General features: G+C 58.4%; 19 protein-coding genes, 3 pseudogenes and 1 riboswitch. Of the genes and pseudogenes, 18 read left to right on the forward strand and 4 right to left on the reverse strand.

The window, feature by feature from the left end; translation table 11 throughout:
- Nucleotides 1–55: 55 nt before the first annotated feature.
- Complete coding sequence (ggt, locus tag CQ015_RS08505) at nucleotides 56–1,879, reverse strand: gamma-glutamyltransferase (RefSeq protein WP_105649860.1); 1,824 nt, start codon at nucleotides 1,877–1,879, stop codon at nucleotides 56–58.
- Nucleotides 1,880–2,986: 1,107 nt separating this feature from the next.
- Here ggt and CQ015_RS08510 point away from each other — a divergent pair.
- The 6 genes and pseudogenes from CQ015_RS08510 (at nucleotide 2,987) to CQ015_RS08540 (ending at nucleotide 9,834) form a co-directional block, all read left to right on the forward strand.
- Nucleotides 2,987–3,961, forward strand: coding sequence for a ThiF family adenylyltransferase (locus CQ015_RS08510; protein ID WP_105649861.1), 975 nt, complete (start codon nucleotides 2,987–2,989; stop codon nucleotides 3,959–3,961).
- Between the two features lie 22 nt (nucleotides 3,962–3,983).
- Nucleotides 3,984–5,321 (forward strand): hypothetical protein, encoded by a 1,338-nt coding sequence (locus CQ015_RS08515; RefSeq protein ID WP_146114039.1) that lies wholly within the window; start codon nucleotides 3,984–3,986, stop codon nucleotides 5,319–5,321.
- A complete protein-coding gene (locus tag CQ015_RS08520; RefSeq protein WP_105649863.1) occupies nucleotides 5,318–6,067 on the forward strand; it encodes a class I SAM-dependent methyltransferase in 750 nt (249 codons plus the stop codon). The genes CQ015_RS08515 and CQ015_RS08520 overlap by 4 nt, the downstream gene beginning before the upstream one ends.
- 51 nt (nucleotides 6,068–6,118) lie before the next feature.
- The gene (locus CQ015_RS08525) at nucleotides 6,119–6,838 is read left to right on the forward strand and encodes a 2OG-Fe(II) oxygenase (RefSeq protein WP_105649864.1); all 720 of its coding nucleotides are present in this window, start codon (nucleotides 6,119–6,121) and stop codon (nucleotides 6,836–6,838) included.
- Between the two features lie 111 nt (nucleotides 6,839–6,949).
- Nucleotides 6,950–8,230, forward strand: a pseudogene (locus tag CQ015_RS19320) (MFS transporter); the annotation flags it as partial.
- 2 nt (nucleotides 8,231–8,232) lie between these two features.
- Nucleotides 8,233–9,834, forward strand: a complete 1,602-nt coding sequence (locus tag CQ015_RS08540) for an ABC-F family ATP-binding cassette domain-containing protein (RefSeq protein ID WP_105649867.1) — start codon at nucleotides 8,233–8,235, stop codon at nucleotides 9,832–9,834.
- Between the two features lie 1,154 nt (nucleotides 9,835–10,988).
- Here the strand turns inward: CQ015_RS08540 and CQ015_RS19325 are convergent.
- Nucleotides 10,989–11,196: pseudogene (locus CQ015_RS19325) on the reverse strand (IS982 family transposase); the annotation flags it as partial.
- Between CQ015_RS19325 and CQ015_RS19330 the strand changes: the two are divergent.
- The 11 genes and pseudogenes from CQ015_RS19330 (at nucleotide 11,142) to CQ015_RS08590 (ending at nucleotide 23,136) form a co-directional block, all read left to right on the forward strand.
- Nucleotides 11,142–11,899: pseudogene (locus CQ015_RS19330) on the forward strand (IS5/IS1182 family transposase). The pseudogenes CQ015_RS19325 and CQ015_RS19330 overlap by 55 nt on opposite strands.
- A gap of 313 nt (nucleotides 11,900–12,212) precedes the next feature.
- Nucleotides 12,213–12,303: riboswitch (SAM riboswitch) on the forward strand.
- A gap of 122 nt (nucleotides 12,304–12,425) precedes the next feature.
- Nucleotides 12,426–14,066, forward strand: a complete 1,641-nt coding sequence (locus tag CQ015_RS08545; RefSeq protein WP_105649868.1) for an ABC transporter substrate-binding protein — start codon at nucleotides 12,426–12,428, stop codon at nucleotides 14,064–14,066.
- An 11-nt stretch (nucleotides 14,067–14,077) separates the two neighbouring features.
- Entirely contained in the window at nucleotides 14,078–15,034 is a 957-nt protein-coding gene (locus CQ015_RS08550; RefSeq protein WP_105649869.1) for an ABC transporter permease, read from the forward strand.
- 15 nt (nucleotides 15,035–15,049) lie between these two features.
- The gene (locus CQ015_RS08555; RefSeq protein WP_105649870.1) at nucleotides 15,050–15,940 is read left to right on the forward strand and encodes an ABC transporter permease; all 891 of its coding nucleotides are present in this window, start codon (nucleotides 15,050–15,052) and stop codon (nucleotides 15,938–15,940) included.
- A gap of 38 nt (nucleotides 15,941–15,978) precedes the next feature.
- Entirely contained in the window at nucleotides 15,979–17,601 is a 1,623-nt protein-coding gene (locus CQ015_RS08560; RefSeq protein WP_105649871.1) for an ABC transporter ATP-binding protein, read from the forward strand.
- 50 nt (nucleotides 17,602–17,651) lie between these two features.
- Nucleotides 17,652–18,875 carry an acyl-CoA dehydrogenase family protein gene (locus CQ015_RS08565; protein WP_105553527.1) on the forward strand — a complete coding sequence of 408 codons (1,224 nt, stop codon included), beginning with the start codon at nucleotides 17,652–17,654 and terminating at the stop codon, nucleotides 18,873–18,875.
- Nucleotide 18,876: 1 nt separating this feature from the next.
- Nucleotides 18,877–20,289, forward strand: a complete 1,413-nt coding sequence (locus CQ015_RS08570; protein ID WP_105553526.1) for an NtaA/DmoA family FMN-dependent monooxygenase — start codon at nucleotides 18,877–18,879, stop codon at nucleotides 20,287–20,289.
- Nucleotides 20,290–20,367: 78 nt separating this feature from the next.
- Nucleotides 20,368–20,784, forward strand: a complete 417-nt coding sequence (locus CQ015_RS08575) for a CoA-binding protein (protein ID WP_105649872.1) — start codon at nucleotides 20,368–20,370, stop codon at nucleotides 20,782–20,784.
- An 85-nt stretch (nucleotides 20,785–20,869) separates the two neighbouring features.
- Nucleotides 20,870–21,286, forward strand: coding sequence for an MmcQ/YjbR family DNA-binding protein (locus tag CQ015_RS08580; RefSeq protein WP_105649873.1), 417 nt, complete (start codon nucleotides 20,870–20,872; stop codon nucleotides 21,284–21,286).
- Between the two features lie 5 nt (nucleotides 21,287–21,291).
- Nucleotides 21,292–21,615, forward strand: a complete 324-nt coding sequence (locus CQ015_RS08585; protein ID WP_181150380.1) for a putative quinol monooxygenase — start codon at nucleotides 21,292–21,294, stop codon at nucleotides 21,613–21,615.
- A gap of 147 nt (nucleotides 21,616–21,762) precedes the next feature.
- The gene (locus CQ015_RS08590; RefSeq protein WP_258138121.1) at nucleotides 21,763–23,136 is read left to right on the forward strand and encodes an FAD-dependent oxidoreductase; all 1,374 of its coding nucleotides are present in this window, start codon (nucleotides 21,763–21,765) and stop codon (nucleotides 23,134–23,136) included.
- A 70-nt stretch (nucleotides 23,137–23,206) separates the two neighbouring features.
- On the opposite strand, the gene CQ015_RS08595 is transcribed toward CQ015_RS08590, so the two are convergent.
- Nucleotides 23,207–25,435 carry a bifunctional UDP-sugar hydrolase/5'-nucleotidase gene (locus CQ015_RS08595; protein WP_105649876.1) on the reverse strand — a complete coding sequence of 743 codons (2,229 nt, stop codon included), beginning with the start codon at nucleotides 25,433–25,435 and terminating at the stop codon, nucleotides 23,207–23,209.
- Nucleotides 25,436–25,628: 193 nt separating this feature from the next.
- Between CQ015_RS08595 and CQ015_RS08600 the strand changes: the two genes are divergently transcribed.
- On the forward strand, nucleotides 25,629–25,985 hold the full coding sequence (locus CQ015_RS08600; RefSeq protein WP_105553520.1) for a zinc ribbon domain-containing protein YjdM: 357 nt from the start codon (nucleotides 25,629–25,631) through the stop codon (nucleotides 25,983–25,985).
- A gap of 4 nt (nucleotides 25,986–25,989) precedes the next feature.
- Here the strand turns inward: CQ015_RS08600 and CQ015_RS08605 are convergent, their stop codons facing one another.
- Nucleotides 25,990–26,196 (reverse strand): hypothetical protein, encoded by a 207-nt coding sequence (locus tag CQ015_RS08605; protein ID WP_105649877.1) that lies wholly within the window; start codon nucleotides 26,194–26,196, stop codon nucleotides 25,990–25,992.
- Between the last annotated feature and the right edge of the window lie 142 nt (nucleotides 26,197–26,338).

Raw genomic sequence — 26,338 nt, forward strand, 5'->3', positions numbered from 1 at the left:
ACCAGCGAGTCCCCGCGAAATGTTGAATTCCGCGGGGACCTGCTGGTTTTAATGGCTATTTGGCCGGGGTCACCACCATGGCCGAACCGCCGCCGCGACGCGTTGGCTCGGCAGCGGCGATCAAGGTCCCGTCTGCGGCGATTTCCACCGCCTCCACCGCGCCGATCTCAGCCTGCGGGGTGAAGGAATCACCGGCGGCGGTGAGCTTGTGCCCGAAAGCCTCAAGGACCGGCCCGTAGGCCTCGATGAATTCGGGCTCCGCCGTCACCGCCGCGGTATTGCGCTGCGAGGCGCGGGGGGCCGCGATGGCTTCGCTCAGATCCATGCCCAGGTCAATGCGGTTCACCAGGGTTTGCAGCACCGTGGTGATGATGGTGGAGCCGCCGGGTGAGCCGATGGCGAGCATCGGTTCGCCATCGCGCAGCACGATCGTGGGCGCCATCGAGGAGCGCGGACGCTTGCCCGGCTCGATCCGGTTCGGGTCGGCGGGATCGTACACCGTGGAGAAATCGGTCAGCTCGTTGTTCAACAGGAAGCCGCGCTCGGGCACCACGATGCCCGAACCTCCGGTCTGCTCGATGGTCAGGGTGTAGGAGACGACGTTGCCCCAGCGGTCCACCACCGACAGGTGGGTGGTGGAGATGTTCTCGGTATCCTGCTCAACCACCGGTTCGCTGGTTGCCGCCGGGCACACTCCGTCATAGCCCTCGATGTTGCCCGGAGCTACCGGCTTCACCGCGGCCTGTTCGGGGTTTACCGCGCACGCCCGGTCGACGCCGAAGAGCTTGTCGGTCAGGATTTCGGTGGGAACATCCACAAAGGCCGGATCGCCGACAAACTTGCCGCGGTCGGCATAGGCCAGTGCTGTCGCCTCGAAGTAGTGGTGAAGCGCGGTGGGCCGTTCCATGCCGGCGAGGTCGAACTCGCCGAGAATATTCAGCGATTCACCGATGGTGGTTCCGCCGCTGGAGGATGGCGCCATGCCGAAAACATCGAGGCCGCGGTAGCTGACCTGGGTTGGCTGCTGCTCCACGACCTTGTAGTCCGCGAGATCGGCGGTGCTCACATAGCCGGCCGGAACCGGGAGCTCGGTGTCCGCGGCCGTGGGCGGAGCCTGCACCGTCTGCGATATTTCTTCGGCCATCTCGCCCTGGTAGAACGCCGAGGGGCCCTGCTTCGCCAGCAACCGGTAGGTCTGGGCAAGATCCGGGTTCTTGAAGATGCTGCCAACGTGCGGCGCATCGCCATCGGGCAGGAATAGCTCGCTGGTGGAGCCGAAGGCCGCGAAGCGTTCCTTGTTATCCAGGGTATGTTCGCGGAAGGTTTCATCGACAACGAAGCCGCGTGAAGCTACCTGGGTGGCTGGGCGCAGAACTTTTTTCAGGCTTTGGGAACCCCAATTATCCAGTGCGCGCTGCCAGGTGGCCAGGGTGCCGGGCACGCCGACCGCCACACCGCTGGTCACCAGTTCGGGAGTGAAGTTGTAGGGCTCGCCGGTTTCCGGATCGATGAAGGCATCTCGGGGCATTGCTGCCGGAGCCGTTTCACGGCCGTCGATGGTGCTGATTTTTCCGGATTTCGCGTCGTAGTACATGAAGTAGCCGCCGCCGCCGATGCCCGCGCTATAAGGCTCGGTCACGCCTAGCGCGGCCGCCGTTGCGACCGCCGCATCAACCGCGTTGCCGCCCTTGCGCAGAATCTCGATTCCGGCGGCGGTTGCTTCCGGGTCTACGGAGGAAACTGCGCCGCCGCTGCCTTTGGCCGTAGGTGTTTTGTCGGTCGCTCTGGGGTCGGCGCTTGCCGGAAAGGCGGTGAAGGTTCCCAGTCCCAGCGCCAGTGCCGCGGCACTGGCGATAGCTCTCGTACTTGCTCGTGACATACTTTGATCTCCTGAAAAGGTGGGGATGAAGTAAGCGCCAATTTACGGGAGAACCACCTGAGGCAAGGGCTGTGACACGCATCACCGCGTATGCTTGCCGCTCATTACGCTCAGGTGAAGCCTTCCCTAGCGTCGGGTTCGCAGCCCGGGGCGAGCGCTTGCAGCGGTGCAGATCACTGAGCGAGGATGGCCAGCCTAGAGATCTGCCAATGCGGGAGGAGGTCTCAGATTGGCTGGATGGGGAGCGCTACGGCGCAAGTGCCAAGTCGGAGTTGACGAAGAAAGTAACGAGACTGAATTTATCGCTGCAAAACCTTATTATCGCTGCCTCTTGCGATGAAGTCGAATCCGGCGGCGTGTCGAGATGATGACGGGGGGAGCAACGTTGATTGCTCGGGAAGCCATTAGGAAGCTGCCAACGTTCGACGACATTGACTAAGGGAAGTCAGATAACCCGTGCGTGGGAAAAGTACACCGAGTACAAAGTTTTCTGATCCCGATGTCAGACCAGAGTAGCAGCGCCTGCGGCTCTAATGGCGTAATCAAAATCGACTTGCTAATTAGCTAAATTTTTCTGTTGTCCTAGACTGCATTGATGTCGAGCACCTGCCAGGCGAGGGGAGCTTGCTATGAATTGGTGGTCTCACTCACCCCTGACAGACAGGGCTTCTGCACGGAATTCCGGGGTGAACTTCTGACGTTTGGACATGCACTCATTCTCCTACAAACGCGTGTTTCACAAAAGCATGACAGCTCAGTTCCCGTCACGCACAAGGTGCATCTATTTGGCGGGAATAGCTGACTTCATTGCGCTTGCTCTTACTTGCGGTTTTTCTGTAGAACTTAAAAATAAACCTCTGACGGCAATAAAAGTGTCCTCGACCTATTGTTATTTGTCACATGCTATGAAATATTTAGAAAGTCATTTTGGACTACAAAGGAGAACCTCATGGAAAGAATCACCAAGACCACAACCGAAGACGTCTTCACCATTGAAGAGTTCGACTCTGTTGACAGCGAAGCTGTGATGGTTCACCGCTGCTAAATGTGAACACATGAGGGCCCGGCCCACCTTGGGTCGGGCCCTCACTGTCGTCTGGAGGTTGTATGGAAGTTGTATTGAAGCCTGGGCATCGGACTATGCGAGTTACCGAAGGCCTGCTCATCGTAGGAGAAACCAAACGATACTTGTTCCGTGGTCTTAGTGATGAGGACATGATATGGGTTGAGGGTCTGGCCGCAGGCAATGCGGTCAACTTTGAGGAAGCCCTGAAGCGTTTATGGTCCAACAAGCTGGTTCGAGCCCTCGAAGCTGCAGATCTATTTACTTCTCTACCCCGCGATATCGCACCCGCAATCGAATCCAGGCAACTTGGATACCTGGCAAACTTCGTCCAACATCCAACAGTTGCCCAGAGTGCTATCCGTAATTCAACGGTAGCTATCTTCGGTCTCGGAGGTACCGGGGTCAACATTCTCGAGCACCTCGTAGGTGCCGGGGTTGAGAAATTTATCCTCATCGACGGGGATTGCGTGAATCTCGACAATCTCAACCGCCAGTACGCCTATCGGCTGGAAGACATCGGTCGACCAAAAACGGAAGCTGCGGCCACATATGTGTTGACGAAGCGTCCGGAAGCGAAAGTAACAGCTATCAATCAATACATCGATTCTCAGTCGGATACATGGGACGCCTTGAGTGGCTCCTCGGTTGATCTGGCAGTAATTTGCCTCGACATGCCTATAGGGTACGGGTCGGACCTAGTCACCCGTAGCTGTTGGGAATCAGGCGTACCTAGTCTTTTTGGAGGAGTGGGGCTGCGACGGGGATTCTACGGGCCTGTGTATTGCCCAGAGCGTTCCATTCAGGAGCCAAAATTCCCACATCGGGACGGTACCGTAGAGGAAAGAAGCGGCGTACCTTACTCTTTCGGTCCAACTAATTCCCTAATCTCCAGCCTTATGGCCGCTCAAGCCATTCATCATCTAGCCGGAGACCACAAAAATGTGGAGTACAATGTCACACGAAATGTCAATTTTCAGTCAGGCCTTGTAGTCGATGCCGAAGGCAACGATGGGTGACTCCGTTTGCTTGGGCGCATCAGTGCAGCAGGATTCAACGATCAAGATCGAGACTGATGTCATGCCGACGACTTTCGGTCATAAATCACGCGATTTTACGTCCCTTTTATTCTCCCGACAATTGAACAGTCCGCTCTTTACTGAGTCTCAAGATGATGCTGGTGTACGTGGTCTTCTCGTGCGGGAAGCTACACGGCACGATGATCTGAACTGGCAGCTCGAACTTGATGATGACTTACTGTGGACTAACGGCGACGGTATCTTCGCAAACGACGTACTTACGCAAATGCGATCAATAGCTGCGTCGTCGCCATTCAAATTCTTGTTAAGGCCTCTGAAGCAAGTGCAAGTGCTCGGGCCGAAAACCCTTAGTTTCAAGACAAGATTGCCTTTGGATTTGCCAGCGGTGCTCTCGAACCCTGTTTTCGCTCCTGAGCGAATAGAGCCACAAACGAGTACTGGGTCATTTCAAGTTCAAACACTCACGCCACGTCGTGCTGTGTTTCGTCCGAATGGTGATTCGCCTGCGATAGAGTTCGTCCTCGCTGATAATGCTGAAGATGGCCAACGCATGTTCGACGAAGGAATCACTTCGCTAACCTGCTCGACAACATACCCAATAGATCGTTGGCAAGACACCGACGAACGTGCTGGTCTCCATGTACAGCCGTTGAATATCTCGGTCGACATCGTGCTTCCCATCAGCATGGACAAGAAGTTTGTAGGTTGTATAAGCGCGGCGATCGACCGCGACGAAATAGCGCGTGATCTGCACGGGCTAGTCGAACCCTTGAATGCGGCGACGGACATGTGGCTGGATGAGGGGAGTGTTGGCAGATCTGTGGGACGATTGTCCGACGCACCCCGCCCTCCGCTGGGCAGACAGTGGTTACTAGTCTACCCTGACTTCTCGCCGAACGAGCAGTTAGCGTATGCAGTCGCAACGCAGTTGAAGAGGGAATTAGGCCTCGATCTCTTTCCGTTTGCTCAGACCTACGAAGACTACCTTCAGGGTCAGGGCGCCTCAAATGCCGACTGCTTTCGACTTGTGCTTAGGGCGAGCCCGTGGCCTGACCCGATTTCCATGATTCTGCCCTATCTGCAGCACAGTGAAATGGACGTTTCCATGGGCAAGAAACTGGAACAGACCGTTAGAGCTATTGCCGCGGCAGGTGTAGCGGAGAGGCATGAGTTGCTTCGTGAAGCGAGCACTATTATCGAGGGAGAACTTGCGATATTCCCAATCGTGCGTTTGCGTTCCATAACTAGGACGCGCTTCTCACACTTTTCATCGCCGGTATCTGGCTGGACGAATTATCTTTCAAATCTCCCCAATTGTTCAAGAACGGTACCAGGATGAGCCTTAATTACGTAGAGACAAATCAGAACTACTGGGACCACAACAGTGAACTTTATTTACAAGGACACCCTGAGCACGCAAACCCAGGAATGCACCCTTCCTGGGGTATATGGCATATTGCTGAGAGTGAGATGGACGTGCTTACGTCATTGTTGCCTAGTGATGGAAAGGTGGTGGACCTTGGGTGTGGAATCGGTCACGACGTCGTTGGTTTCGCCGATATGGGTTTCGACGTATGGGGTATCGAGTTGTCTGCTCGTCAACTAGACAACGCAATTCCACATGAACGTGCTGAATATGTGCACGGGGTCAGTGAAAGACTACCTTTCGAGGATAGTTTTTTTGATGCTGCATACTCGGACCATGGCGCCTTCGATTTCTCTCCTCCCGAGGTGCTCCTCCGGGAAGCATTTAGGGTCCTCAAGCCAGGAGGGTTGCTTGCCATCTGCGTGTACTCACCTCTACTTCAAGCTTGCTTAAACGGTGAGACCGGAAGCGTCGAGAATAAGCTATTGAATCCGTGGTTGCCCTCTACCGTGAAATCCACCGGCGAAGTCGTAGTTTTTAGTTATTCCTATTCCGCATGGGTGCAGATGTTTGTTGCCGCCGGCTTCGTAGTTCTTCGGCTCGAGGAACTGAAAGCGCCGCTCGATGGCGGCACGTATTTTCGTGAGCACTTAGATAGGGCATGGGCAGAACGATGGCCCGCAGAGCAACTCTGGGTTGTCCGTCGTCCCGCCGAGTAAGCACGTTACTAACAGATCCTCTCACGCGAGAGAACCAGAAGATAGGAAGATATGAGCAACGAAACTTCATCAGTTCTTGGTACTACGAGGGCAATCGGTTTAGAAGTCCGTAAGTCAGTGATCGAAATGTTGAGTCGTGAAGACAGTTTGGCCCTTATTAGTGGCTTTGGGCCGGAACAAAACGGAGTGGCTGGCAGCCTGTCTGGCCTTCCGCCAGTGGCATCTAGGTCTCTGTTTGAAGAGATGCGCGCGATCCAAGACTGGAAAGAAGAGGCTTGGCAGTTGCATAGCAACCAAACCGTGCAGCGGGTTTCGCCCCAGGAGTTTGGGCGTCTTTCTTCGGAGGAACAATTTTCAATGAGCGATTGCCTTCGTGAGGTCCCGGCAGACGCATTGGCTCTCCGTGGGCTTATCTCTGGTCTCAAATCTGAGGAAGTGGCCTCCTCACTAAGCAGTGCATTCGGTGAGGCCGTCCGTTTCAAGTCAGCAGATGTAGCGAGATATCGGCAGGGGCACTACCTGCGAAGGCATGCAGACAACTACGAAGATCGCCGGTTCGGTCTCGTTTTCTTCCTCGCTCCAGGATGGCGTTACGGTTACGGTGGGGAGCTTATGGTCGAAGGGCCTGGCGGTGATGCATATGTAATACAACCACACGCAGGTGCTGTGGCGGCGCTGCGAATAAAGCAAGGCTACAACCACCAAGTAGCCAGAATGCAATCCGTGACGTGGACTAGATTCTCGATAGCCACCCATTTTGTTGCGGCTTAGTCTGCAGGTCTCAGGCCGAGGCTTCTTGCGCTTCGAGGCAACTGCCGTCGACCGCACAATTTAGTTTGCGTTTACAGTCATAGGACCTGATACACACATGTTTAAAAACGAATCATTCCGCGCTCTATGGGGTGCACACACTGTCGCTCTTATTGGTACAAATACGAGTCTCGTTGTTATACCGCTACTTGCGCTTACTATAACGGGCGCAACTGTCTTCCAGATGGGATTACTCGAGGCCGCAGAATCCCTAGCTGTTCTTCTATTCGGGCTCTTCATCGGAATATATGCAGACAGAGTCGGCGGGAGAACGGCGATGTTGATCGCGAACTTCCTTCGTGCAGTCGCATTGGTTAGCATCCCAATAGCCTATTTTTTCTTTTCACTGACGTTCACCCACGTATTTATTGCAGTGTTCGTTGTGGGTGCGGGGACATTGCTTTATCAGAGTGCTCTTTCCAAAACTGTGGTAACGACGTTTGACCGGAAGAGCTGGCCAGCAGTGAATTCTTACATGGAGGGTAGCTCCTCGGTAACCGAAGTGGGGGGCCCGGTCTCGGTGGACTCTTGGTACAGATCATTGGCGCACCGTTCGCAGTCCTACTTGATGTAGTCAGCTATCTTGTGAGTTCCTTACTTTTGCTCAACATTCGACCGGCAGCGGTTGATGCGTCGTCCAAGGTAGAAGCTGTTGAGACCATGAAAGAAGAGAAAGTCAATTTTTTGTCTGGGCTTCAGTTCATCTTGAAGCAACCGGTTCTTCGCTCGATCACATTCGCAGCAGCGCACTTTAACTTCTTCACATCAGTCTTCTTCGGGGTATACACGTTTTATCTTGTGCGTGATCTGGGACTGAGCCCATTGTTTGTTGGTCTAGCCAGTGTGGCTGGCGGCATCGGGGGAGTAGTATCCGCAGTAATCGCAGGGCGGCTGATGGGAAGCTGCCGCACTAGCGTCCTGTTCTGTATTTCCTTGGTTGTACCTGCCGGCGCCGCGCTACTGGTCCCTCTGGCCATGAACACCCAGAACGAGTGGGCTGTATTTGCCCTAGTCGCTATGTCTCAGCTCGTATGGTCATTCGCGATAGTGGTAAATCTTGTTATGAGCGAAAGCATCAAGCAGGCGTTAACTTCCTCTAACTCCATCGCACGTGTTTCTTCCGCGATCCGTTGGTTAACGCTTGGAGTCGAACCTGTGGGTGCAATTATCGGCGGCCTGTTAGCAACCGTTATGGGAGGGACTCTAACTCTCTACATCGCGGCGGTAGGCCTCGCAACGGCAGTTATCTGGCTCCTCCCTCGCGGAGGAATTCGTTCATTCGACCTCCGCAATGCCCTCGCCGTGGAGGACGAACCGCCGAACTCGCAGGTACAGAATAGTTTAGGATTCTAAATATGGGTCACCTTACCGTGAATAACGTCAGTGTTTCGCATGATGGGCAGGCAACGATCCTGCAGAACGTGAACTTTAAAGTATCGGAGGGAGAAGTCGCGGTCTTAATCGGTCCAAATGGATCGGGCAAAACTTCCCTGCTGAGGATTTTGAGCGGTCAGGATAATCCTTCGTCAGGTTCGGTGGCTGTTCACGGCGGACTTGGGGTCATGCCCCAGTTCGTGCGGAATAAGCCTGGCGAACTGACTGTACGTGAATTGTGCCTCACAGTTGCGCCGCCACTCCTGCGCAACTTAGGTCGACAGCTGATCGAAGCGGAGCAAACGCTCGCTCGCAGTACCGACGAAGCTGATCAATTCAAGTTCGCTGAGTTATTAGCCGAGTACGGAGATGGTGGCGGTTACGAGCTCGAAGTCCTGTGGGATAAGGCGTGTACATCTGCACTTGGTCTTAGCTTCGACGATGTCGCAGAGAGAGCGAGCGGCACCTTGTCGGGGGGGGAGCAAAAGCGTTTGTTGCTGGAAATCCTATTCGAAGGTCGCGAAGGCGTGCTTCTCCTCGATGAGCCGGATAACTATCTAGACGTACCAGGCAAAGAATGGCTGGAAGCGCGACTTTTGGAGACAGACAAAGCTGTGCTACTGGTGAGTCATGATAGACAGCTTTTGTCGAATACTTCGTCCAAGGTAGTAGCCGTAGACGCGGGTACAACGTGGACTCATGGTGGTTCCTTCACTGGGTGGGATGAGATTAGAGCGGCCCGGATCTCACGGCTCGAAGAGCTTCACCGACGTTGGGATGAAGAGCATGATCGGTTGATACAACTTGTACACACGCTCCGTGAACAGGCGAAAATAAGCGCTAGTATGGCGCCTAAATACAGGGCAATGCAGACTAGACTTCGGAAGTACGAAGAGGCAGGTCGGCCGCCTGAACTACCTATTCAGCAAAAAATTGTATCGCGTTTATTCGGCAGTCGAACCGGGCTGCGCACTCTCACGACCGAAAATTTGGTTCTAGAGGACCTTACCAAGGCTTTTAGCTTAGAGCTGTTCTATGGGGATCGAGTAGCTGTAATTGGAGGTAACGGGACAGGAAAGAGCCATTTTCTTAGATTGTTGGCCGGGGAACATGTTGACATATCGGGGACTTGGGGTTGGGGGTCGAGGGTCAAGCTGGGCTATTTCGCTCAGACGCATTCCCACCCGGAGTGGGAGGGACAAACGGCGATTGCTATACTTCAAGAATGCTCGTCGCCCGACTCGGGGGGACGTGAGTTTGGAACTGCTATGTCGATGCTTTCCAGATACGGTATCGGCGCCGTGGCTGAACTCCCGTTCGATAAACTATCAGGCGGCCAACAGGCAAGGTTGCAAGTGCTCCTCCTAGAAGCTGGCGGGAGCAATGTTTTGCTCCTTGACGAACCCACAGACAACCTTGATCTTGTATCGGCGGAAGCACTCCAGAAAGCCATACTGGCTTTCGATGGTGTTGTTGTCGCGGTGACACATGATCGATGGTTTGCGCGCACCTTCGACCGCTTCGTTCACTTTGCATCTAACGGAATGGTGTCTGAACCGCGGGATCCGATCTGGCACGAGTAGACGACCAGAGACAAGCAACGTTACTGGCTGGGGCCTTGTGAAAGATCGTAGAGATTCTCGTCGCTAATTCATTTCTAGACGATTGCGGCTCTCTTTCGACCAGTGATGTTTTGGTGGACAGAGACACGTAGAAAGCTCTTCGGATTCTGACTATCTAAACACCGGCTGAACGCGTTCTTGATTTTGCTGCACGCAAGCGAGAAGAGAGTTCCAGAAGGGGTGTATGATTATTTTTTCGCAACGGGCATTCGCGAACTTCATAGAAAACTAGCACCGGGAAATCTGGGCGCTGTGCAGCAGTCCGGGTCAAGTACTTCGGACTGGACTGAGTGCGCGGCAGGAATTCTGCTCAGTTCAGCGCGCGTGGAAGGTGCTCCGTAGTAGGTGTCGGCACTCAGCATGGTGAAGATAATGTTGTGCCGGTGGCGCGCCACCGCGATCACCGCTTGATTTTGTTTCTAGCCCGCCGCGTTTCTCGTCGAAATGCGCTCTGGAACCAAAGTATTCGAATTCGAGCGACGCGAATGCGGACTGGTACAAGGCTCGGTTGAGGCTATGGTTTCCCTTCCACGAGAAATGGACCCTACGAATTGATGTGTCAGATCTCTACGTCACCGGTGTTAAGCCTGGGTACGTGGCGCGGTGGGGACATCAGGCGGTCGCGAAGTGCTTGCCACTGACTTCGGTGAGGATATTAGATTCGCTATGGATCCCCACCCTGAGGATCGACGAGTGCCTCCACACGCACCCGGATCGCTTCTCTAGCGGCCCGGGTGTCGGCTACCATCAACACTAACTCGGGTAACATGCTATCGGAACCTCCTTCCCGGATGCGATCATAGATTGCACCGTTTTTAGCAGACGTATTTGGTAGCACCTGTGCGGAGATCGGATGTGGAATCTCGTCTCTTCGTAGACACGGAATCTCATGACTTTGTGGATAGAGGATCTCAATACTTAGTATTTCGATACACTCGTGCTCCAAATACGTCTGCTAACCATGCGCGGCCAAAGTAGCCATGATGTCCTTGGCCCAGCGCAAGCATGTGCCTATCCGAAGGACCGGCGCAGCGCGGCGAGTATCAGAAACTTGACCAGCAGCTGTGCGACGGACACCAAGTTGATTAATTCCTAATTTCCGCCCCGTGCAAAACTCAATGATCATAAGCAAGCAACGAGCGCTTGTGTGGGTCATTAATCTTCCAGTTATGCCAGATCCCCGCGGCCATCGCCAGCAGATTGGCCCCTCTTCGACATCAACCACTCGATGCTCCGTTCACCATGTCGTTCCAGTCCGGTCTGTCCTTTTGGTTGGGTCCCCGAAAAGTAGTCCCCTACGGAGTCAACCCAGCGCCCTCTTCCCTAAAAGGCAAAAGCATGCACCTTTGGGGATGCCACCGCACACGCTTCAACGACGAACTCGACTTCAGCAAATTCATCCAGGTGCTCGTCCTCGGAGCCGCCTACGAGAAAATCGACGACACAACTTGCTCCGCAACCACCATCCGACGCCTACGCGACGATTGGATCAGTACCGGCAGGCATCTTCCTGAACCTCGAACAACTCTGTCTCGAAGGCTACGACCGAATAACCGGACTGGTCCTAGAGAATATAGTTGTCGAGGGATGCTAGGTCAAAACACCCTGCGGAGGCGAAGCGGTCGGATGGTCACCCCAATAGGCAGGGGGAGGTGAGCCGCCAAACGCTCACTGCTAACTGGCGGCCAAGGTATCCCCAGCGGATGAGTCATAGACGGGCCAGCCGCCACGGTTCACCGCTAATTCGTCCCACCTCGAACGACTTAGCCGTTTCGGTTATCTCCTCCCATCCCAAATCACCGTGCATCTGGATGCCGTCTACGACAGCAAGAGCACTTGGGAGCTACTCACCGAGCTAGACTTCAACGCAGTGAACAGCACCAAAGGTGCACCACTGTGAGCGCGAATATGTTGGGACGTGGAGCGAACCAACTCGTTGCCCAATCGCGGCTTCAAAAGAGCAATTGGTACGGTACGAAAATCTATAATATTGACGCGATGTTCAACTTGGCAAACGGCATCATAGCTATCCGCAGACTGAAAAGTTCAGCGGGGATAGCGCGCCGGTGAGATTCAAGGCCTTCATGTCGGGGGCTTTCTATTGGCGCAGTCTCCACCTTAGGAAATTCGAGATTATATTCAATTTATGCAGCAGATAGCAAAATTTGTTAGTCAGCAGCGTCATGAACTGACTTATGACGTTTCGTGACCGGCTTCAGGGCCTGTTTTTGCCCCAAAGTGTGTATTGGGATGACTTCGTGACGCGTATATAACGTCATGGTTGGTCACACCGCACCTGCGCGCGCAGACTTAAATTGTTCGGCAAAGACACCGAATGATAACCATCCAGAGCGACCGAGAGACCTGGCTCGTTGACGTTGCAGCAACCATCCCGGCAGGGAGCGGTGCTAAGGCCAGGACCGATGGAGATTGCTAGATTTCGCAACGGTCCGCACAGGGGAGAAGTCTGCCTTCTTCCCGCCCCGCAATACCGCGGCAGGATCGGGATTTCGGCGTAATCCTCGGGAAATTACCGAGAGGAACACCAGAAAATGCGCAACACACCACTGAGCCTGAAGGCCGCAGCACTACTCGCAGTTCTAGGTCTTTCGCTGACCGCCTGTGGCGGCAACAGCGCATCCACCGCGGAGAGCTCCGAGCCGGCAGCTTCCGCGGAAGCAGGCGCCCCGGTAGAGGGAGGAACGTTCACCTTTGCCGAGGTAACCCCGATCAACAACTGGCAGACCCAGGCCGCTCGCTTCTACGAGAAGGCGAATGTGCTGAACTCGGTGCTGGACCGGTTGACCTATTTTGATACCGAATCCGGCAAGCTCGTAGGCTGGATCGCCTCCGAGTTCACCGCCAATAAGGCACAGACCGAATTCACCTTCACCATTCGTGATGGCGTCACATTCTCGGACGGCACGGCCCTGGATGCCGAAGCGGTCAAGAAAAATCTGGACGCGCTGGGCTTAGGCGTGAAATCCGCGCAGATTCAACCGAACGTCGACTTTTCAGCCTACAAGAGCTCCGAGGTCGTCGGCGAGAACCAGGTCAAGGTGACCCTGAAGCGCCCGGATGCGAACTTCCTGCGCTCCACCTCCTCGGTGACCGCCGGGCTGGTATCCCCGGGCACACTGGAACTGGACAATGCAGGGCAAACCGCAATATCGCAGATCGTCGGTTCCGGACCGTTCGTCTTCGAGTCCGAAAAGCCAGATGAAGAAGTCATCTTCACCAGCCGCGATGACTACGCCTGGGCCCCGGAAACCGCAGCAAACCAGGGTGACGCATACCTTGAACAACTGGTCGTCAAGTACCTGCCAGAAGTTGCCCACCGGGCCGGCGCGGCGCAGTCCGGCCAGGTCGATTTGGTCCGCGGACTGCAGCCCGTTGACGAAGAGGTGCTCAGTGCCGGAGGCGGGCAGATCTTCGCCGCCCAAGGCGTGGACCTGACTACCAACCATGCCGCGATTCGAATCGGTTCGGGCAAGCTGGCCGAGACCAAGGTGCGCCAGGCGTTGCAGGTGGGAATCGACCGCCAGGCGCTGAAGGACACGGTCCTCTCGGACAGCTATGTGCTCGCAGGGTCGATCCTCAACCACCAGGCACCGGGCTTCGTGGATCTGTCTGCCGAGCTCGGCTATGACCCGGAGAAGTCCAAGGCCTTGCTTGAAGAAGCGGGCTGGAGCGTTGGTGCGGACGGGATCCGTGAGAAGGACGGCAAGAAGCTTGAAATCACGGTGGCCAGCTCGAATAACTCCGTGGTCATCAAGCCGGCCTTCGAGCTGATCGAACAGCAATGGCGGGAGATCGGAGTGCAGCTGGTCAACCGTGCTGCGGACAATTCATTTTTGACCAACGCCATGGTCGATGACCAGATCGAATTCTTCGGAACCCGCCAGTTCGCCTACGGCGGCCTGGGGCCGGTCTACGCGCCGGCGACAAATAACCAGACGCTGAACGCCGACAAGGAACTGAACGAATTGTTCACCCGCGAGCAGGCGGCGACCACCGAAGAAGAGCATCTGGAGCTCATCGGCGAGGAGCAGCGCGCGCTGGTTCTGGACAAGGCATTGACCCTCGTGTTGTGGGACGAAGTGCAGGTGTACGGCGCCAACAAGGACGCGCACATCGACTTCACCTCCGGCACCGCACCAATCTTCCAGGGCGCCTGGAAGAGCAACGGCTAAAGGAACTCAACATGGGTGGATACATCGCACAACGCATCGGTCAGGCACTGCTGGTGATCCTGCTGGCCTACACCGCGGTCTTCCTCGCGGTGCAGGCCCTGCCGAACGACCCGGTCACGATCTTCCTCTCCGCAGACTCGTCTGCGGATCCGGCAACGATCGCGCAGATGAAGGCCTACTACGGCTATGACCAGCCGCTGATCGTGCAGTACTTCACCCAGCTCGGTGCGCTGCTGACCGGAGACCTGGGCTATTCCCTGTCCTCCGGCTCGGCGGTGTCCACCCGAATAGGCGAGGTCATCGGCTCCACGCTGCTGCTCGCCGGGAGCGCCTTCGCCCTGGCGCTGGTGCTGGCGGTCGCGTTGACGGCCGCCGCCAGCCTGTCGCGCCGCACCCGGGTCCGCAACGCCCTGCTGAATCTGCCACCGCTGATGATTTCCATCCCGGTGTTCTGGCTCGGACTGGTGCTGCTTCAGGTGCTCGCGGTGCAGCTCGGGGTGATGTCGCTGTTCCCGGACGGCTCGTTCCTCTCGCTGGCGGTGCCGATCCTCGTTCTGGCCATCCACCTCAGCGCACCCATCGCCCAGGTGCTGATCAAGAGCGTGCACGAGGTGAACACTCAGCCCTTCGTCGATGTCTTGCGGGCCAAGGGCGCCAGCGAGGAATGGATCTTCTACCGGCACACGCTGAAAAACGCCGCCCCGGCGGCGCTATCCATCGCGGGCATCACCATCGGCACCCTGCTCGCCGGTTCCGTCATCACCGAGACGGTTTTTGCCCGTGCCGGCCTGGGCCAGCTGGTGCTGCAGGCGGTCACGGTGCAGGACATCCCGCTGGTGCAGGGACTGGTGCTGCTCACCGCCGCCGCCTTCACCGCGGTGAATCTGCTCGTCGACCTGATCCATCCGAAGCTTGATCCACGCATCATCACCTCCCACGCCGGTTCGCCTCGCGCGCTGGCAGCCTAGGGAAAGGAAACGATCATGAGTCTTTTGACCGAACGGGGTACCCCGGCCGTGGAGCTGGCCCCTGGCAGCGCGCTCCGACCGGAGCATGGCGCCACGCCCAAGACCACGCTGCTTGGCTGGTTGCGGAACTGGTGGGTGCTCCTCCCGCTGGCGCTCCTGCTCGCCTGGGCGGTAGTGCCGGGGCTGTTCTCCGGACAGGACCCGCTCACCGGGGTGCCGCAGCAGAAGCTCGCGGAACCATCGCTGGCCCATCCCTTCGGAACCGACCACCTGGGGCGCGACGTCTATGCCCGGGTGGTCCACGGAACCAGCCAGACGCTGATGACCGCCGGACTGGCCTGCCTGATCGGCAGCGTGGTGGGCAGCCTGCTGGGCCTGCTCGCCGCCACCGCCGGCCGTTTCGCCGACTCGGTCGCGATGCGCTTCGTCGACGTGGTGCTGGCGGTTCCCGCCTTCCTGATCGCGCTGATCCTGGTCACCGCGACCGAACCCGGTCCATTCTCGCTGGGACTCGGTGTGGGCATCGCCTCGATCGCGGCCTTCGCGCGGCTTGTCCGCACCGAGGTGCTGCGCGTACGTTCACGCGATTTCGTGCAGGCGGCGCTGATGAGCGGTGGCGGCTACCTCACCGTGCTGCGCCGCCATATCATCCCGCACGTGATCGGCCCGGTGCTCGCCCTGCTGGCGGTCGACCTGGGGGCGGCGATCCTGGCGATCTCCGGGCTCGGCTTCCTGGGATTCGGCTCGCCGCCGCCAACACCCGAATGGGGGCTGCTGATCTCCGAAGGCCGCCAATACCTCACCGTCGCCTGGTGGCTGACCACGCTTCCGGGGCTGGTGATCGTCGCGGCAGTGATGCTCACCGCCGTGCTCGGCCGCGCAATCAACAAGGCATTCCGCTTCTAACCGGCACCGGGGACCAAAATTTGTGAAGGGATCAGATTATGACTACCAATGACACCGGCACCAACCCAGTCGTGCGCATCGAGGATCTTTCGGTGCGGTACGCCCAAGGCACCCTCGCCGCGCAGGGGATCAACCTCGAAATCCCGGCCGGGCAGATCGTGGCAATCGTTGGCGAATCGGGTTCGGGGAAATCGACGCTGACCAAGGCACTGATCGGGCTGCTTCCCCAGGACGCCAGCACCACCGGCAGCATCCGCTTTGGCGGCACCGAGGTCACCGCGCTGAGCTTGCGTCAATGGCGCGATATCCGGGGCGCCGGTATCGGGCTGGTCCCGCAGGACCCGGGCGCCTCGCTCGACCCGGTGAAGACCATCGGCTCGCAGCTCATCGAGGTGTTCCGCCTGCACCCGACCCGTTCGGTGCCCAAGAACCGGTGGCGTGAAAAAGCCATCGAACTTCTCGGCAGCGTCGGGATCGACCGGGCGGAGCAACGCCTGAGCCAGTACCCGCACGAGCTATCCGGCGGGCTGAAGCAACGCGTGCTGATCGCCATCGCCTTCGCGCTGAATCCGCAGCTGCTGATCGCCGACGAGCCAACCAGCGCACTGGATGTCACCGTGCAGCGCACGGTGCTTGAAGTCTTCGTGTCCTTGGCCCGGCAGAAGGGGACCACCGTCCTGTTCGTCACCCACGACCTCGCCGTAGCTACCGACATCGCCGACAGGGTACTGGTGATGAATGGTGGCGAGGTGCTCGAAGACCGTTCGGTCCGCGAGCTGATTGCCAGCAGCACCAATGACTACACCAAGGCCCTGCTCGACCAGGCGTACGCCACCAACCAGCGCCGAGACACGGCCGAAATCAGCGACGTGGCGATTCGCGTGACGGACCTCGGCAAGGAGTTTGGACAGGGTTCCAAGGCGCATCAGGCGGTCCAGCAGGTCAGCTTCGAGGTGGCTCGCGGCACGACCTTCTCGCTGGTCGGAGAGTCGGGATCGGGAAAGTCGACGACGGCTAAAATCATCATGGGGCTGCTTGGCGCAAGCCAGGGCAGCGTCGAGGTGAACGGCCAGGACGTCAGCTCAATCGGCGGCAAGCAGCGCTACGCGCTGTGGCGCGAGGCGCAGCTGGTTTACCAGAACCCCGACTCGGCTCTGGACCCCCGGCAAACGGTCCGTTCGATCATCCAGGAGCCGATGCGCAACTACAGGCTTGGCGATTCAGCCTGGCGCGAAGCACGTACGAACGAGCTGATGGCGCAGGTGAACCTCGCCCCGGAACTGGCCGCCAAGCGCTCGCCGGAACTTTCCGGGGGCCAGCGCCAACGCGTGGCCATCGCCCGCGCCCTGGCCAGCGGCGCGAAGATCCTGGTCCTCGACGAAGCATTGAGCGCGCTCGATGTGCTCACCCAGGAACAGATCCTCAACTTGCTCGATCGGCTGCAGACCGAACAGCAATTGACCTACCTGTTCATCTCCCATGACCTGCACGTGGTCGAACGGATCAGCCACCGGGTGGGCGTGATGCGCCGCGGCGAACTGGTGGAAACCGGAACCGTTGAGCAGGTGTTCTCCAACCCCCGCCATGAATACACGCGCACCCTGCTTGCGGCGAACCCCGGCGCGGTGCTGCGCGAATTCGAGCACCTGCGCAGCGCCTGAGCGGCAGATTCATCCCAGACAGATTTCCAGTGACAAGGAATGAGAAGCACATGAGCATTGACCTCAGCCAAACCCTGAGTCCCGAAGCCACCTACCAGGCCCTGGCTGAGCGTTTCGCTCCGGTCTTCGCCCGCGTGGGCGAGGGCGCTACGCAGCGCGAGCAGCAGCGGATCCTGCCCTTCGAGCAGGTGCAATGGCTCAAGGACGCCGGCTTCACCACGTTGCGTGTGCCGCGCAGCCACGGCGGGGAACCGGTCAGCCACGAGCATCTTTTCCGGCTGCTGATCGAATTGGCCTCCGCGGATTCGAACGTCGCCCACCTGCTGCGCAGCCACTTCTCCTTTGTCGAAACGATCGCGCTGCAGCCCCAAGAATTCCAGGACCGCTGGTTCCCCCGCGTGCTCGCCGGCCAGATCTTCGGCAATGCGGCCACCGAACGTGGTGGCAACGCGCTGGGAACCACCAACACCCGGCTCAGCCGGGGCGCTGTCGGTTGGGTGCTCAACGGCGAAAAGTACTACACCACCGGCTCGATCTTCGCCGATTGGGTAGTCGTGATGGCCTCCACCGAAGGCGTCGAAGGCCGCCAGTACGCAATCGTTGACCGCCACGGCGAAGGGGTGGAGATCCTTGACGACTGGGACGGCTTCGGCCAGCCGCTGACCGGTACCGGAACCGGTATTTTCACCGAGGTTCCCGTTGAAGAGGCAAATATCCTGCAACGCAAGGTCGCCTCCACGCTGGAGCCCGCGTTCTTCCAGCTTTGCCTGCTTGCGGTACTCGTCGGCATCGGCAAGGCCGCGCGCGACGAGGCCGCCCGCATCGTGGAAACCCGCACCCGGACCTTCAATACCGGCTCCGGAGAATTGTTCCGCAACGATCCGCAGATTCAGGAACTGGTGGGCCGGCTTGCGGCGAACGTATACGCCGCGGAAGCTATTGTGGTCACCGCGGCCCGCGAACTGGATGCCGCCCACGACCCGGCGCTGAACCTGGATGACGAAGCCGCTTTCCTACGCGCGGAGATCGCGGTGCAGCAGGCACACGTCATCACGCCCAAGCTGGTGCTCGATGCGACGAGCGAACTGTTCGACGTCACCGGCGCCTCGGCGGTGTCCACCAGCAAGTCGCTGGACCGCTACTGGCGCAACGCACGCACCGTCGCCACGCACAACCCGGTGGCCTTCAAGGCCCGCTCGGTAGGCGACTACTTCATCAATGGCACGATTCCGACCGGCCTGAACTCAATCGGCGAAGCCAAGGGAGCAAAGTAAAATGGGTACCTTCGAAACACGACCACGCTTCATCCTCTCGGCCTTCCTGATGAATACTTCTAGCCATATCCTCGGCGGAATGTGGCGTCATCCGGAAGCGCAACAGGACCGGTTCCATGAGCTGGGGCTCTGGGTGGATCTGGCCAAGAAACTCGAAGATGCGAAATTCGACAACCTGTTCTTCGCCGACGTGGCCGGACTGTACGCAGATCACGAGGGCGGTTGGGCCTCCCTGGCACGCAAGGGAATGCAAATCCCGAGCCACGACCCGCTGGTGCTGCTTTCGGCGCTGGCCGCCAGCACCAAGGAGATCGGGCTGGCGATGACCAGTTCGGTCGTCCAGTCCCATCCGTTCCAATTCGCACGACAGATCTCCACGCTGGACCATCTCTCGCAAGGACGCGTGGCATGGAATATCGTGACCAGCGTGCTGGAGAACTCGCACCGCAATTTCGGCGCGAAGAACCTCATGGCCCACGACGACCGTTATGGGTGGGCCGAGGAATACGTCGATGCCGCTTACAAGCTCTGGGAAGGCTCGTGGGAAGACGATGCGCTGAAGGCCGACAAGGAATCCGGGATTTACGCCGACCCGGCGCGCATTAACAAGATCAATCACCGCGGCGAGATCTATTCGATCGACGGCCCGCATCAGGCGATTCCCAGCGCCCAGCGCACACCATTCCTCTTCCAGGCGGGATCCTCTCCTCGCGGAAGCCAATTCGCGGCCACCCATGCAGAGGCGACGTTCCTCTTCGCGCCGCACCCGGCGTATGTGGCCAAGAAGGTCGCCGCGTTGACGCAGAACCTCAACGCCGCGGGCCGCAGCCGCGAGGATCTGAAGGTCTTCGCAGGCCTTTCCTTCGTGGTCGGCTCCACCGAGGCGGAGGCCAAAGCGCTGGAAGCCGAATACGACCAGTACCTTGATCCGCACGCGATCATCGCTCACATCGGTGGAGGCATCGGCGTGGATTTGGGCGGATTGGATTTGGACACCCCGCTGGGCGAGGTGAAAACCGAGGGCGCCCAAGGCGTCCTGGAAGCCGCGCTGGCTTCCACCCCGGGCCGCAACCCGACGCTGCGCGACCTCGCGCACTACCGGGCCAAGGCCCAGCAGATCGTGGGAACCCCGGAACAGATCACCGACAAGCTGCTCGAATGGCAGGATGCGGGGATCGACGGGCTGAATGTCATCAACCACATTTTGCCTGGCTCCTATGACAACTTCATCGAGGGGCTGCTTCCCGAGCTGCGGCGGCGCGGTTTGGCGCAGAGCGAATATGCTCCGGGCAGCCTGCGTGCGAAGGTCTTTGGACGCGGAGACAAGCTTCCGGAGAACCACCCCGCGGCGCGGTACCGTGGCGCCTTCGGAGAGTTCTCCGCGACGAACACCGAAGCGGCGCTTCAGCATTAGCACGCAGACCGTTTAGGCCGCCGGGGCAAGCTGTGCACCGGCGGCCTTTTCGTATCCACACCCTGTAGGGTGACGAGCATGAACGAAAACCAGGTTAATGATCCCGAGCTCATCCGACGGTTATTAACGACTCCGGCACGCTGGGCGGTGGTGGGTTTGAGCGCTAACCCGCATCGCGTTGCGCCGTCGATTGCCCGGTACCTGCGCGACGCGTTGGGCATGGAGATCATCCCGGTGTCCTTGCGCGCAGAAAATGCGCTCGGCGAACAAGGCTATGCCAAGCTCGCCGATATCCCAGGAAAGATCGATGTGGTGAACTGCTTCGTGAACTCGCAAAAGGTGGGTGGCGTGGTCGACCAGGCGATCAGCGTTGGAGCGTCGGCCATCTGGATGCAGTTGGGCGTCAGAGACGACGCAGCAGCTCAACGGGCCAAGGATGCCGGCCTGGAAGTTGTCATGGATACCTGTCCGAAAATTGAGTATCCGCTGCTCTGAAAAGCAGCTCTCGCCAACGTCCGTCCGGGAAAACTTGGTACCGTGGCAGGCAACAACCCAGAGCCATAATTGGAGGGGCAGATCGATGGCCGAAGCTTCGATGGAAGAACTCCACGAACGGTGGCGCGCCCTCTGCCTGGAACTGCCCGGGGCATTCGAGGACCACCCTTTTGGTGAAGACAGCACCGTGTTCAAGGTTGCCGGCCGCGACCGCGCAAAATCCAAGATGTTCGGGTTGCTCATGGTGCATCGGGGCGAGCTGCTGCTGAACCTCAAATGCGAACCCGCGATCGCAGACCAGCTGCGCAGCGAATATGACGAGATCATCCCCGGATATCATATGAGCAAAAAACATTGGAATTCGGTGCGTCCGGGGCTGGAACCGCAGCACCTGCGGGAACTCGTTGAGGACTCCTATGATCTGGTGGTCGAGGGCATGCCGAGGCGTGACCGAGAATTCATCCGCATGCAAACAAAAATTGCGAACGAATCGCTAGACTGATTCACATGTACTTCATCGTCGTTAAATATCAGGTAAAGCCGGAATTTTCCGAAAGCTTCATGTCCCACGTTGCGCAATTCACTCAGGCTACCCGCGCCGAGGAAGGCAACCTGTGGTTCGACTGGTCGCGAAGTGTCGAGGACGCGAACGGGTATGTTCTCGTCGAGGCCTTCCGCGATGACGAAGCCGCAGCGGCTCACGTCAACTCGGAGCACTTCGCAGCAGGGCTTGAGTCGATGCGTCCACTGCTCGTTGAGACCCCGAAGATCATCTCGCGCAAGATCGAAGGCGAAGACTGGGACGAAATGGGCGAGCTCCAGATCGGCTAGTCTTGCAGACAGCGAAGCGGCGCGGCCCGTAGTTGGAAGAAGTTCCAACTACAGGCCGCGCCTTTCTCATTCCCCGAGTCCATGGGTTGCTTTGAAGCTACACGCGGAGAAGACCCGGCTTGGAAGCAGAAAACCAATTGTGAGGACGTGGTTGCGGCTATGGACCTGGATGTCATTGTCATTGGCTGGGGAAAGGGCGGCAAAACTCTCGCCGGAACGCTTGCCCGCGCAGGACAACGGGTGGCTATCGTTGAGCAGTCGACGTCGATGTATGGCGGAACCTGCATCAACATTGGATGCGTCCCAACGAAGACCTTGATCCATGATGCGGAACAGCATCGGGGCAATAGGGCAGATGCCCACTACTTCTACAAGTCGGTCGAACGCCGCGACGAACTCACCGCGAAGATGCGCCAAAAGAATTTCTCGATGCTGAACGATCTGGACTCCGTTCTGGTGCTCACGGGCAGGGCCAGTTTCACCGGCCCGCACAGCATCAAGGTGGAAGGCGGCGAGGAGGTACTGGAGCTCAGCGCCCCGAGGATCGTCATCAACACCGGGGCGCTACCTTCCGTTGCGCCAATTAGCGGCGCAGAAATTGGCGGGCGAATCCACGATTCAACGACCCTGCAACATGCTGAATTCCCGGCCAAGCTTCTTGTGGTGGGCGGTGGTTACGTGGGGCTGGAATTCGCTTCCATGTTCGCGCAATTCGGTTCGGAGGTGACCGTGCTGGATCGCGGAGCGCGGCCATTGAAGCGCGAAGACGAAGACGTTGCCGCCGAGGTGGCCTCGGCTCTATCTGATGCCGGAGTGAAAATCCTCGATTCCGCAAGTGCCACCTCGATGCGTCAGGATGCCGAAGGCGTCACGGTGATCTATCAGCGAGACGGAATGGAGCGAAGCATCGAAGCCGACGCGGTGCTCCTGGCACTTGGACGAACACCTGCCACCCAGGGGCTCAACCTGGAAACGACCGATGTTCGCTTGGGAGACAAAGGCGAGATCAAGGTTGATAAGCATTTGGCCACCGGCTCGGAGGGGATCTACGCATTGGGCGATGTCATCGGCGGACCGCAGTTCACCTACACATCTTTAGATGACCAGCGGATCCTCAAAGACCAGTTCTTGGGGGAGGGCGCACGGAACCTCGAAGACCGGGTGGCGGTGCCAACCACCATGTTCACCACCCCGCTCCTGGCCCGGGTAGGTCTCAGCGAAGACCAGGGGCGTGCCCAAGGACTGGACATTAAGGTGGCGGTGAAAAAAGTTGCCGATATTGCGGCGATGCCACGGCCGAAAATTGTGCGGGATCCGCGAGGCATCATCAAATTTGTGGTGGATCGAAACAGCGACCAGATACTTGGTGCGGCGCTGATGCACGTAGACGCACAGGAAGTCATCAACCTGGTGGCGCTAGCCATGCGCTCCGGGATCACCGCCAGCACGCTGCGCGACTCGATCTTCACCCACCCGTCTTCGACCGAGGCCTTGAACGAGGTTTTAGCAGGGTTTGACTAGTACATAGTTCCTGAAAGACCAACGGCACCCCGGATGGATTCCGGGGTGCCGTTGGCCTGTGCGTTCCTGCTTAGTGGGTGTTCTTCTTGCGGCTGCGAATCACCAGCAAGATGATTCCGGCGACCAGCACCACCCCTGCGGCGATGCCGATCCAGCTAGCGGCGAACCCGGTGTCCGCCAGAGAATCCTTGTCGCGAGGCTGCTCGCTAGGCGACTGCTTGCTGTCCTCGGAAGGCGTTGCGCTCGGCGACTGCGAAGGGCTTTGCGATGGCTCCTCGCTTGGGCTCTGCGAAGGCTCCTCGGTCGGTTCGGCGCTCGGAGTCGGTTCCGCGGCCGGCTCGATCACGGTGAAGTCCACCGAGATGTCCTCGCGCTGCACCTGGGAGAGGACCAGCGAGTTCGCCCCCAACGCGGCATCGGCTGGAACGGCAAGCTCGAAGGAGGTCTTGCCTTCCGCATCCGCGGCAGGGATATCATCCACTGCCAATTCGCCGTCGAAGGCGGTGGCAGTTACTTCTGCCCCTTCTTCGAGGCCCGTCACGGAGACCTGAGCGCTTTCACCGGGAACGACCTCGGAAGGCGAAATCTCCACGCTGGCCCAGTCGGTACCCGACAAGGTGGCGCGGCCCAAAGGTGCCGGGGAAACCACGTCGTGGGATTTGAAGTAGTTCACGGTGGCGTCCAGATCAATCTGGCCGCTGTCCGTGTGGCCGGTGGCTTCGGCAAAGGCGGCGAAGTTATCGCCGCCGGTTGCGAGGAACGCGTTGGCCGCGACCTTGAAGGATGCGCTCTCATCAAGTGGCTCACCGTTGAAGGCAATGTCCTTGATATGCTCTCCGGCAATTGCGCCTTCAACGTAGGTGTATTCCAATCCTTCGGAGATACCCAGATGCAGTTTGGTCCGTTCCGAGCCTTCCGGCTGCCACTGCTGCTCCAAAGCCTCACGGATCTGTTCGCCGGTCATCTCGAAGGTGATCAACGTATTGGCAAAGGGCTGGACGTCGGCGGCGGCCTTGTAGGTCACCGTGCCGTCTTGGCCGTAGAGCAGATCGGCGCGCAGGCCGCCTGGGTTCATGAACGCGATCTCCGCCGGCTCTCCGGCGAAGTTCTCGTTCGAGGTGGCCCATAGATGAATATCTGCCACAGTGTTTCCCAGTGTCGACTCGACACCGCGGTCGGATCCTGGCTCTTCGCCGCCGCGCAGGATGTCCTCGGAAATCTGGCCGACCTTCACGCTGCCGACTTCTTCCGACTTGTCTACGGCGTCATCAACGATGGCCTGGACCTCGGCATTTGCCTCGTAGTTTGGCGACCAATCGCCATTGGCGTCTTCGGTTGCCAGCGCGACGAGTTCCGTTGCACTCTCAACGACGTCACCGGTGGTGGCGTCGAGCTCTAGGGAAACCTTGCCCAAGGTGGTGCCGTACTGGTGCGACTGGATGACCGATCGGCCCGCGATATCGCAGTTATAGGCCTGATGCGTGTGGCCGGAGAAGATCGCGTCGATCTCGGGGCTGGCATCGCGGATGAGCGTGCCGTAGTCGCTGTCCTCTTCGGCGATGACCTCGCAGGTATCGTTCTCCGAGCCGTTATGGGTCAGCAGGACCAGGACGTCGGCTTCGTCGTTGGCCTCGTCTCCATCCGAAAGCTGGGCCGCGACTCGGTTGGCCGCTTCCAGTTCGCTTCCGAAGTCAAGGGAGGAGATGCCATTCGGGCTGACCAGCGAGGGGACATCGGCGGTGACGGTGCCGATGATTCCGACGCGCAGCCCGTCCACCTCGCGGATCGCGTATTCACGCAAGGCGGGATCCTTGGTTCCCTTGTCATAGACGTTGGCGCCAAGCGCGTAGTCGGCGCCATCCATACCGGATTTTTGCGCGTAGCGTTCGATGACGCGGCCGCTGAGGTCCTCGTATCCGCCGTCGAATTCATGATTGCCCACAGCTGCGGCGTCCAAGCCGCCGGCGACAAGCGAATCGATGGTCGGTTCGTCTTCTTGAGAAGCGGAGGCGAAGGTTGAAGCGCCGATGTTATCGCCGGCCGAGAGGAACAGGGTGTTCGGGTTCGCTGCGCGTTGGGCATCGACGGCGCCGGCCACTACCGCGGCGCCTGCCGAATCCCGGTCGGCTGCGATACGGCCGTGGAAATCGTTGATCCCGACGAGGTCGAGGGTGACATTTTCGCCAGCAGCGGGTGCTTCGGTGGTGGTCGCCTGAGTGGCAATTGCGCCCGAGCTGAGCAGGGACAATGCGGCTAGCGAAGCTAGCCCAGTGTTCCTTATCTGCTTGAATGCAGACATAGGTCCTCCTAGTAGTGTGCGAGTGACATGCATCATGTCTATCGCATGCAGGTGAACCTGTCGATGACTTCTCGTGAAATTTGTCCATCTATATGGAAATTACGCCGATTCCGGTATGGGCGCTACCGGCCGGCTCGCCGCTTGGCTCTCCAGGGTGAGGTAGTCGGTCGCCAGCGTTGATAGGATTTTGCCCATGAGTGAAACCTTGCCGCCGTGCCCCGAATGCTCTAGCGAATACACCTATGCCATGGACTCGCTACTTGTCTGCCCCGAATGCGCGCACGAATGGAATGCGCACACTTCTGGGGAGGAAGGCGGCAATTCCGTGGGCGCCGAAATAAAGGATGCCGTGGGCAATATCTTGCAGGATGGCGACTCGGTGACCATTGTGAAGACCATGAAGGTCAAGGGCGCACAAGCTGCGCTGAAATCCGGAACCAAGGTGCGTAATATCAGGCTGACTCCGGGCAGCGGTGACCACGATATCTTCGCCAAGGTTGATGGCTTCGGCCCAATGGAACTGAAATCTTCCATCGTGAAGAAAGCCTAGTCCGCTAGACCTTTCGGCGGCGCGGATCTCCGGCAGTTACTTCGGATCTCTCCAGCGTGCTGGTCACCAGAATCATTGCCGAGACAATGAACATCAGTGATGAGGTTACCCAGCAGGCGGTGGCGATTTCGCGTTGCTGGACGTCCAGGGCGAGCATGAAGACGCAGACGCTGGCGGCTAGAAGTATCGAGCCGAGCAGTCGTGCCTTCATGGTGCACCAGTTTCTGTAGATTCGTGTTCATCGCGTCGGGAGTTATTCCCAAAACGCTGGACTAATACAATTCTGCCACAGGTTCACCGATTTGAATATAAAACTTTTGGTGCAATTATGGCCTATTGCCCTCATCCTTTTG

The organism is Arthrobacter sp. MYb221 (assembly GCF_002979835.1).
Classification (GTDB): Bacteria; Actinomycetota; Actinomycetes; order Actinomycetales; family Micrococcaceae; genus Glutamicibacter.

Coding starts and splice junctions, on each gene's coding strand:
- ggt (WP_105649860.1), bottom strand. CDS start 1,879: ATGTCACGAGCAAGTACGAGAGCTATCGCCAGTGCCGCGGCACTGGCG.
- CQ015_RS08510 (WP_105649861.1), top strand. CDS start 2,987: ATGGAAGTTGTATTGAAGCCTGGGCATCGGACTATGCGAGTTACCGAA.
- CQ015_RS08520 (WP_105649863.1), top strand. CDS start 5,318: ATGAGCCTTAATTACGTAGAGACAAATCAGAACTACTGGGACCACAAC.
- CQ015_RS08525 (WP_105649864.1), top strand. CDS start 6,119: ATGAGCAACGAAACTTCATCAGTTCTTGGTACTACGAGGGCAATCGGT.
- CQ015_RS08540 (WP_105649867.1), top strand. CDS start 8,233: ATGGGTCACCTTACCGTGAATAACGTCAGTGTTTCGCATGATGGGCAG.
- CQ015_RS08545 (WP_105649868.1), top strand. CDS start 12,426: ATGCGCAACACACCACTGAGCCTGAAGGCCGCAGCACTACTCGCAGTT.
- CQ015_RS08550 (WP_105649869.1), top strand. CDS start 14,078: ATGGGTGGATACATCGCACAACGCATCGGTCAGGCACTGCTGGTGATC.
- CQ015_RS08555 (WP_105649870.1), top strand. CDS start 15,050: ATGAGTCTTTTGACCGAACGGGGTACCCCGGCCGTGGAGCTGGCCCCT.
- CQ015_RS08560 (WP_105649871.1), top strand. CDS start 15,979: ATGACTACCAATGACACCGGCACCAACCCAGTCGTGCGCATCGAGGAT.
- CQ015_RS08565 (WP_105553527.1), top strand. CDS start 17,652: ATGAGCATTGACCTCAGCCAAACCCTGAGTCCCGAAGCCACCTACCAG.
- CQ015_RS08570 (WP_105553526.1), top strand. CDS start 18,877: ATGGGTACCTTCGAAACACGACCACGCTTCATCCTCTCGGCCTTCCTG.
- CQ015_RS08575 (WP_105649872.1), top strand. CDS start 20,368: ATGAACGAAAACCAGGTTAATGATCCCGAGCTCATCCGACGGTTATTA.
- CQ015_RS08580 (WP_105649873.1), top strand. CDS start 20,870: ATGGCCGAAGCTTCGATGGAAGAACTCCACGAACGGTGGCGCGCCCTC.
- CQ015_RS08585 (WP_181150380.1), top strand. CDS start 21,292: ATGTACTTCATCGTCGTTAAATATCAGGTAAAGCCGGAATTTTCCGAA.
- CQ015_RS08595 (WP_105649876.1), bottom strand. CDS start 25,435: ATGTCTGCATTCAAGCAGATAAGGAACACTGGGCTAGCTTCGCTAGCC.
- CQ015_RS08600 (WP_105553520.1), top strand. CDS start 25,629: ATGAGTGAAACCTTGCCGCCGTGCCCCGAATGCTCTAGCGAATACACC.
- CQ015_RS08605 (WP_105649877.1), bottom strand. CDS start 26,196: ATGAAGGCACGACTGCTCGGCTCGATACTTCTAGCCGCCAGCGTCTGC.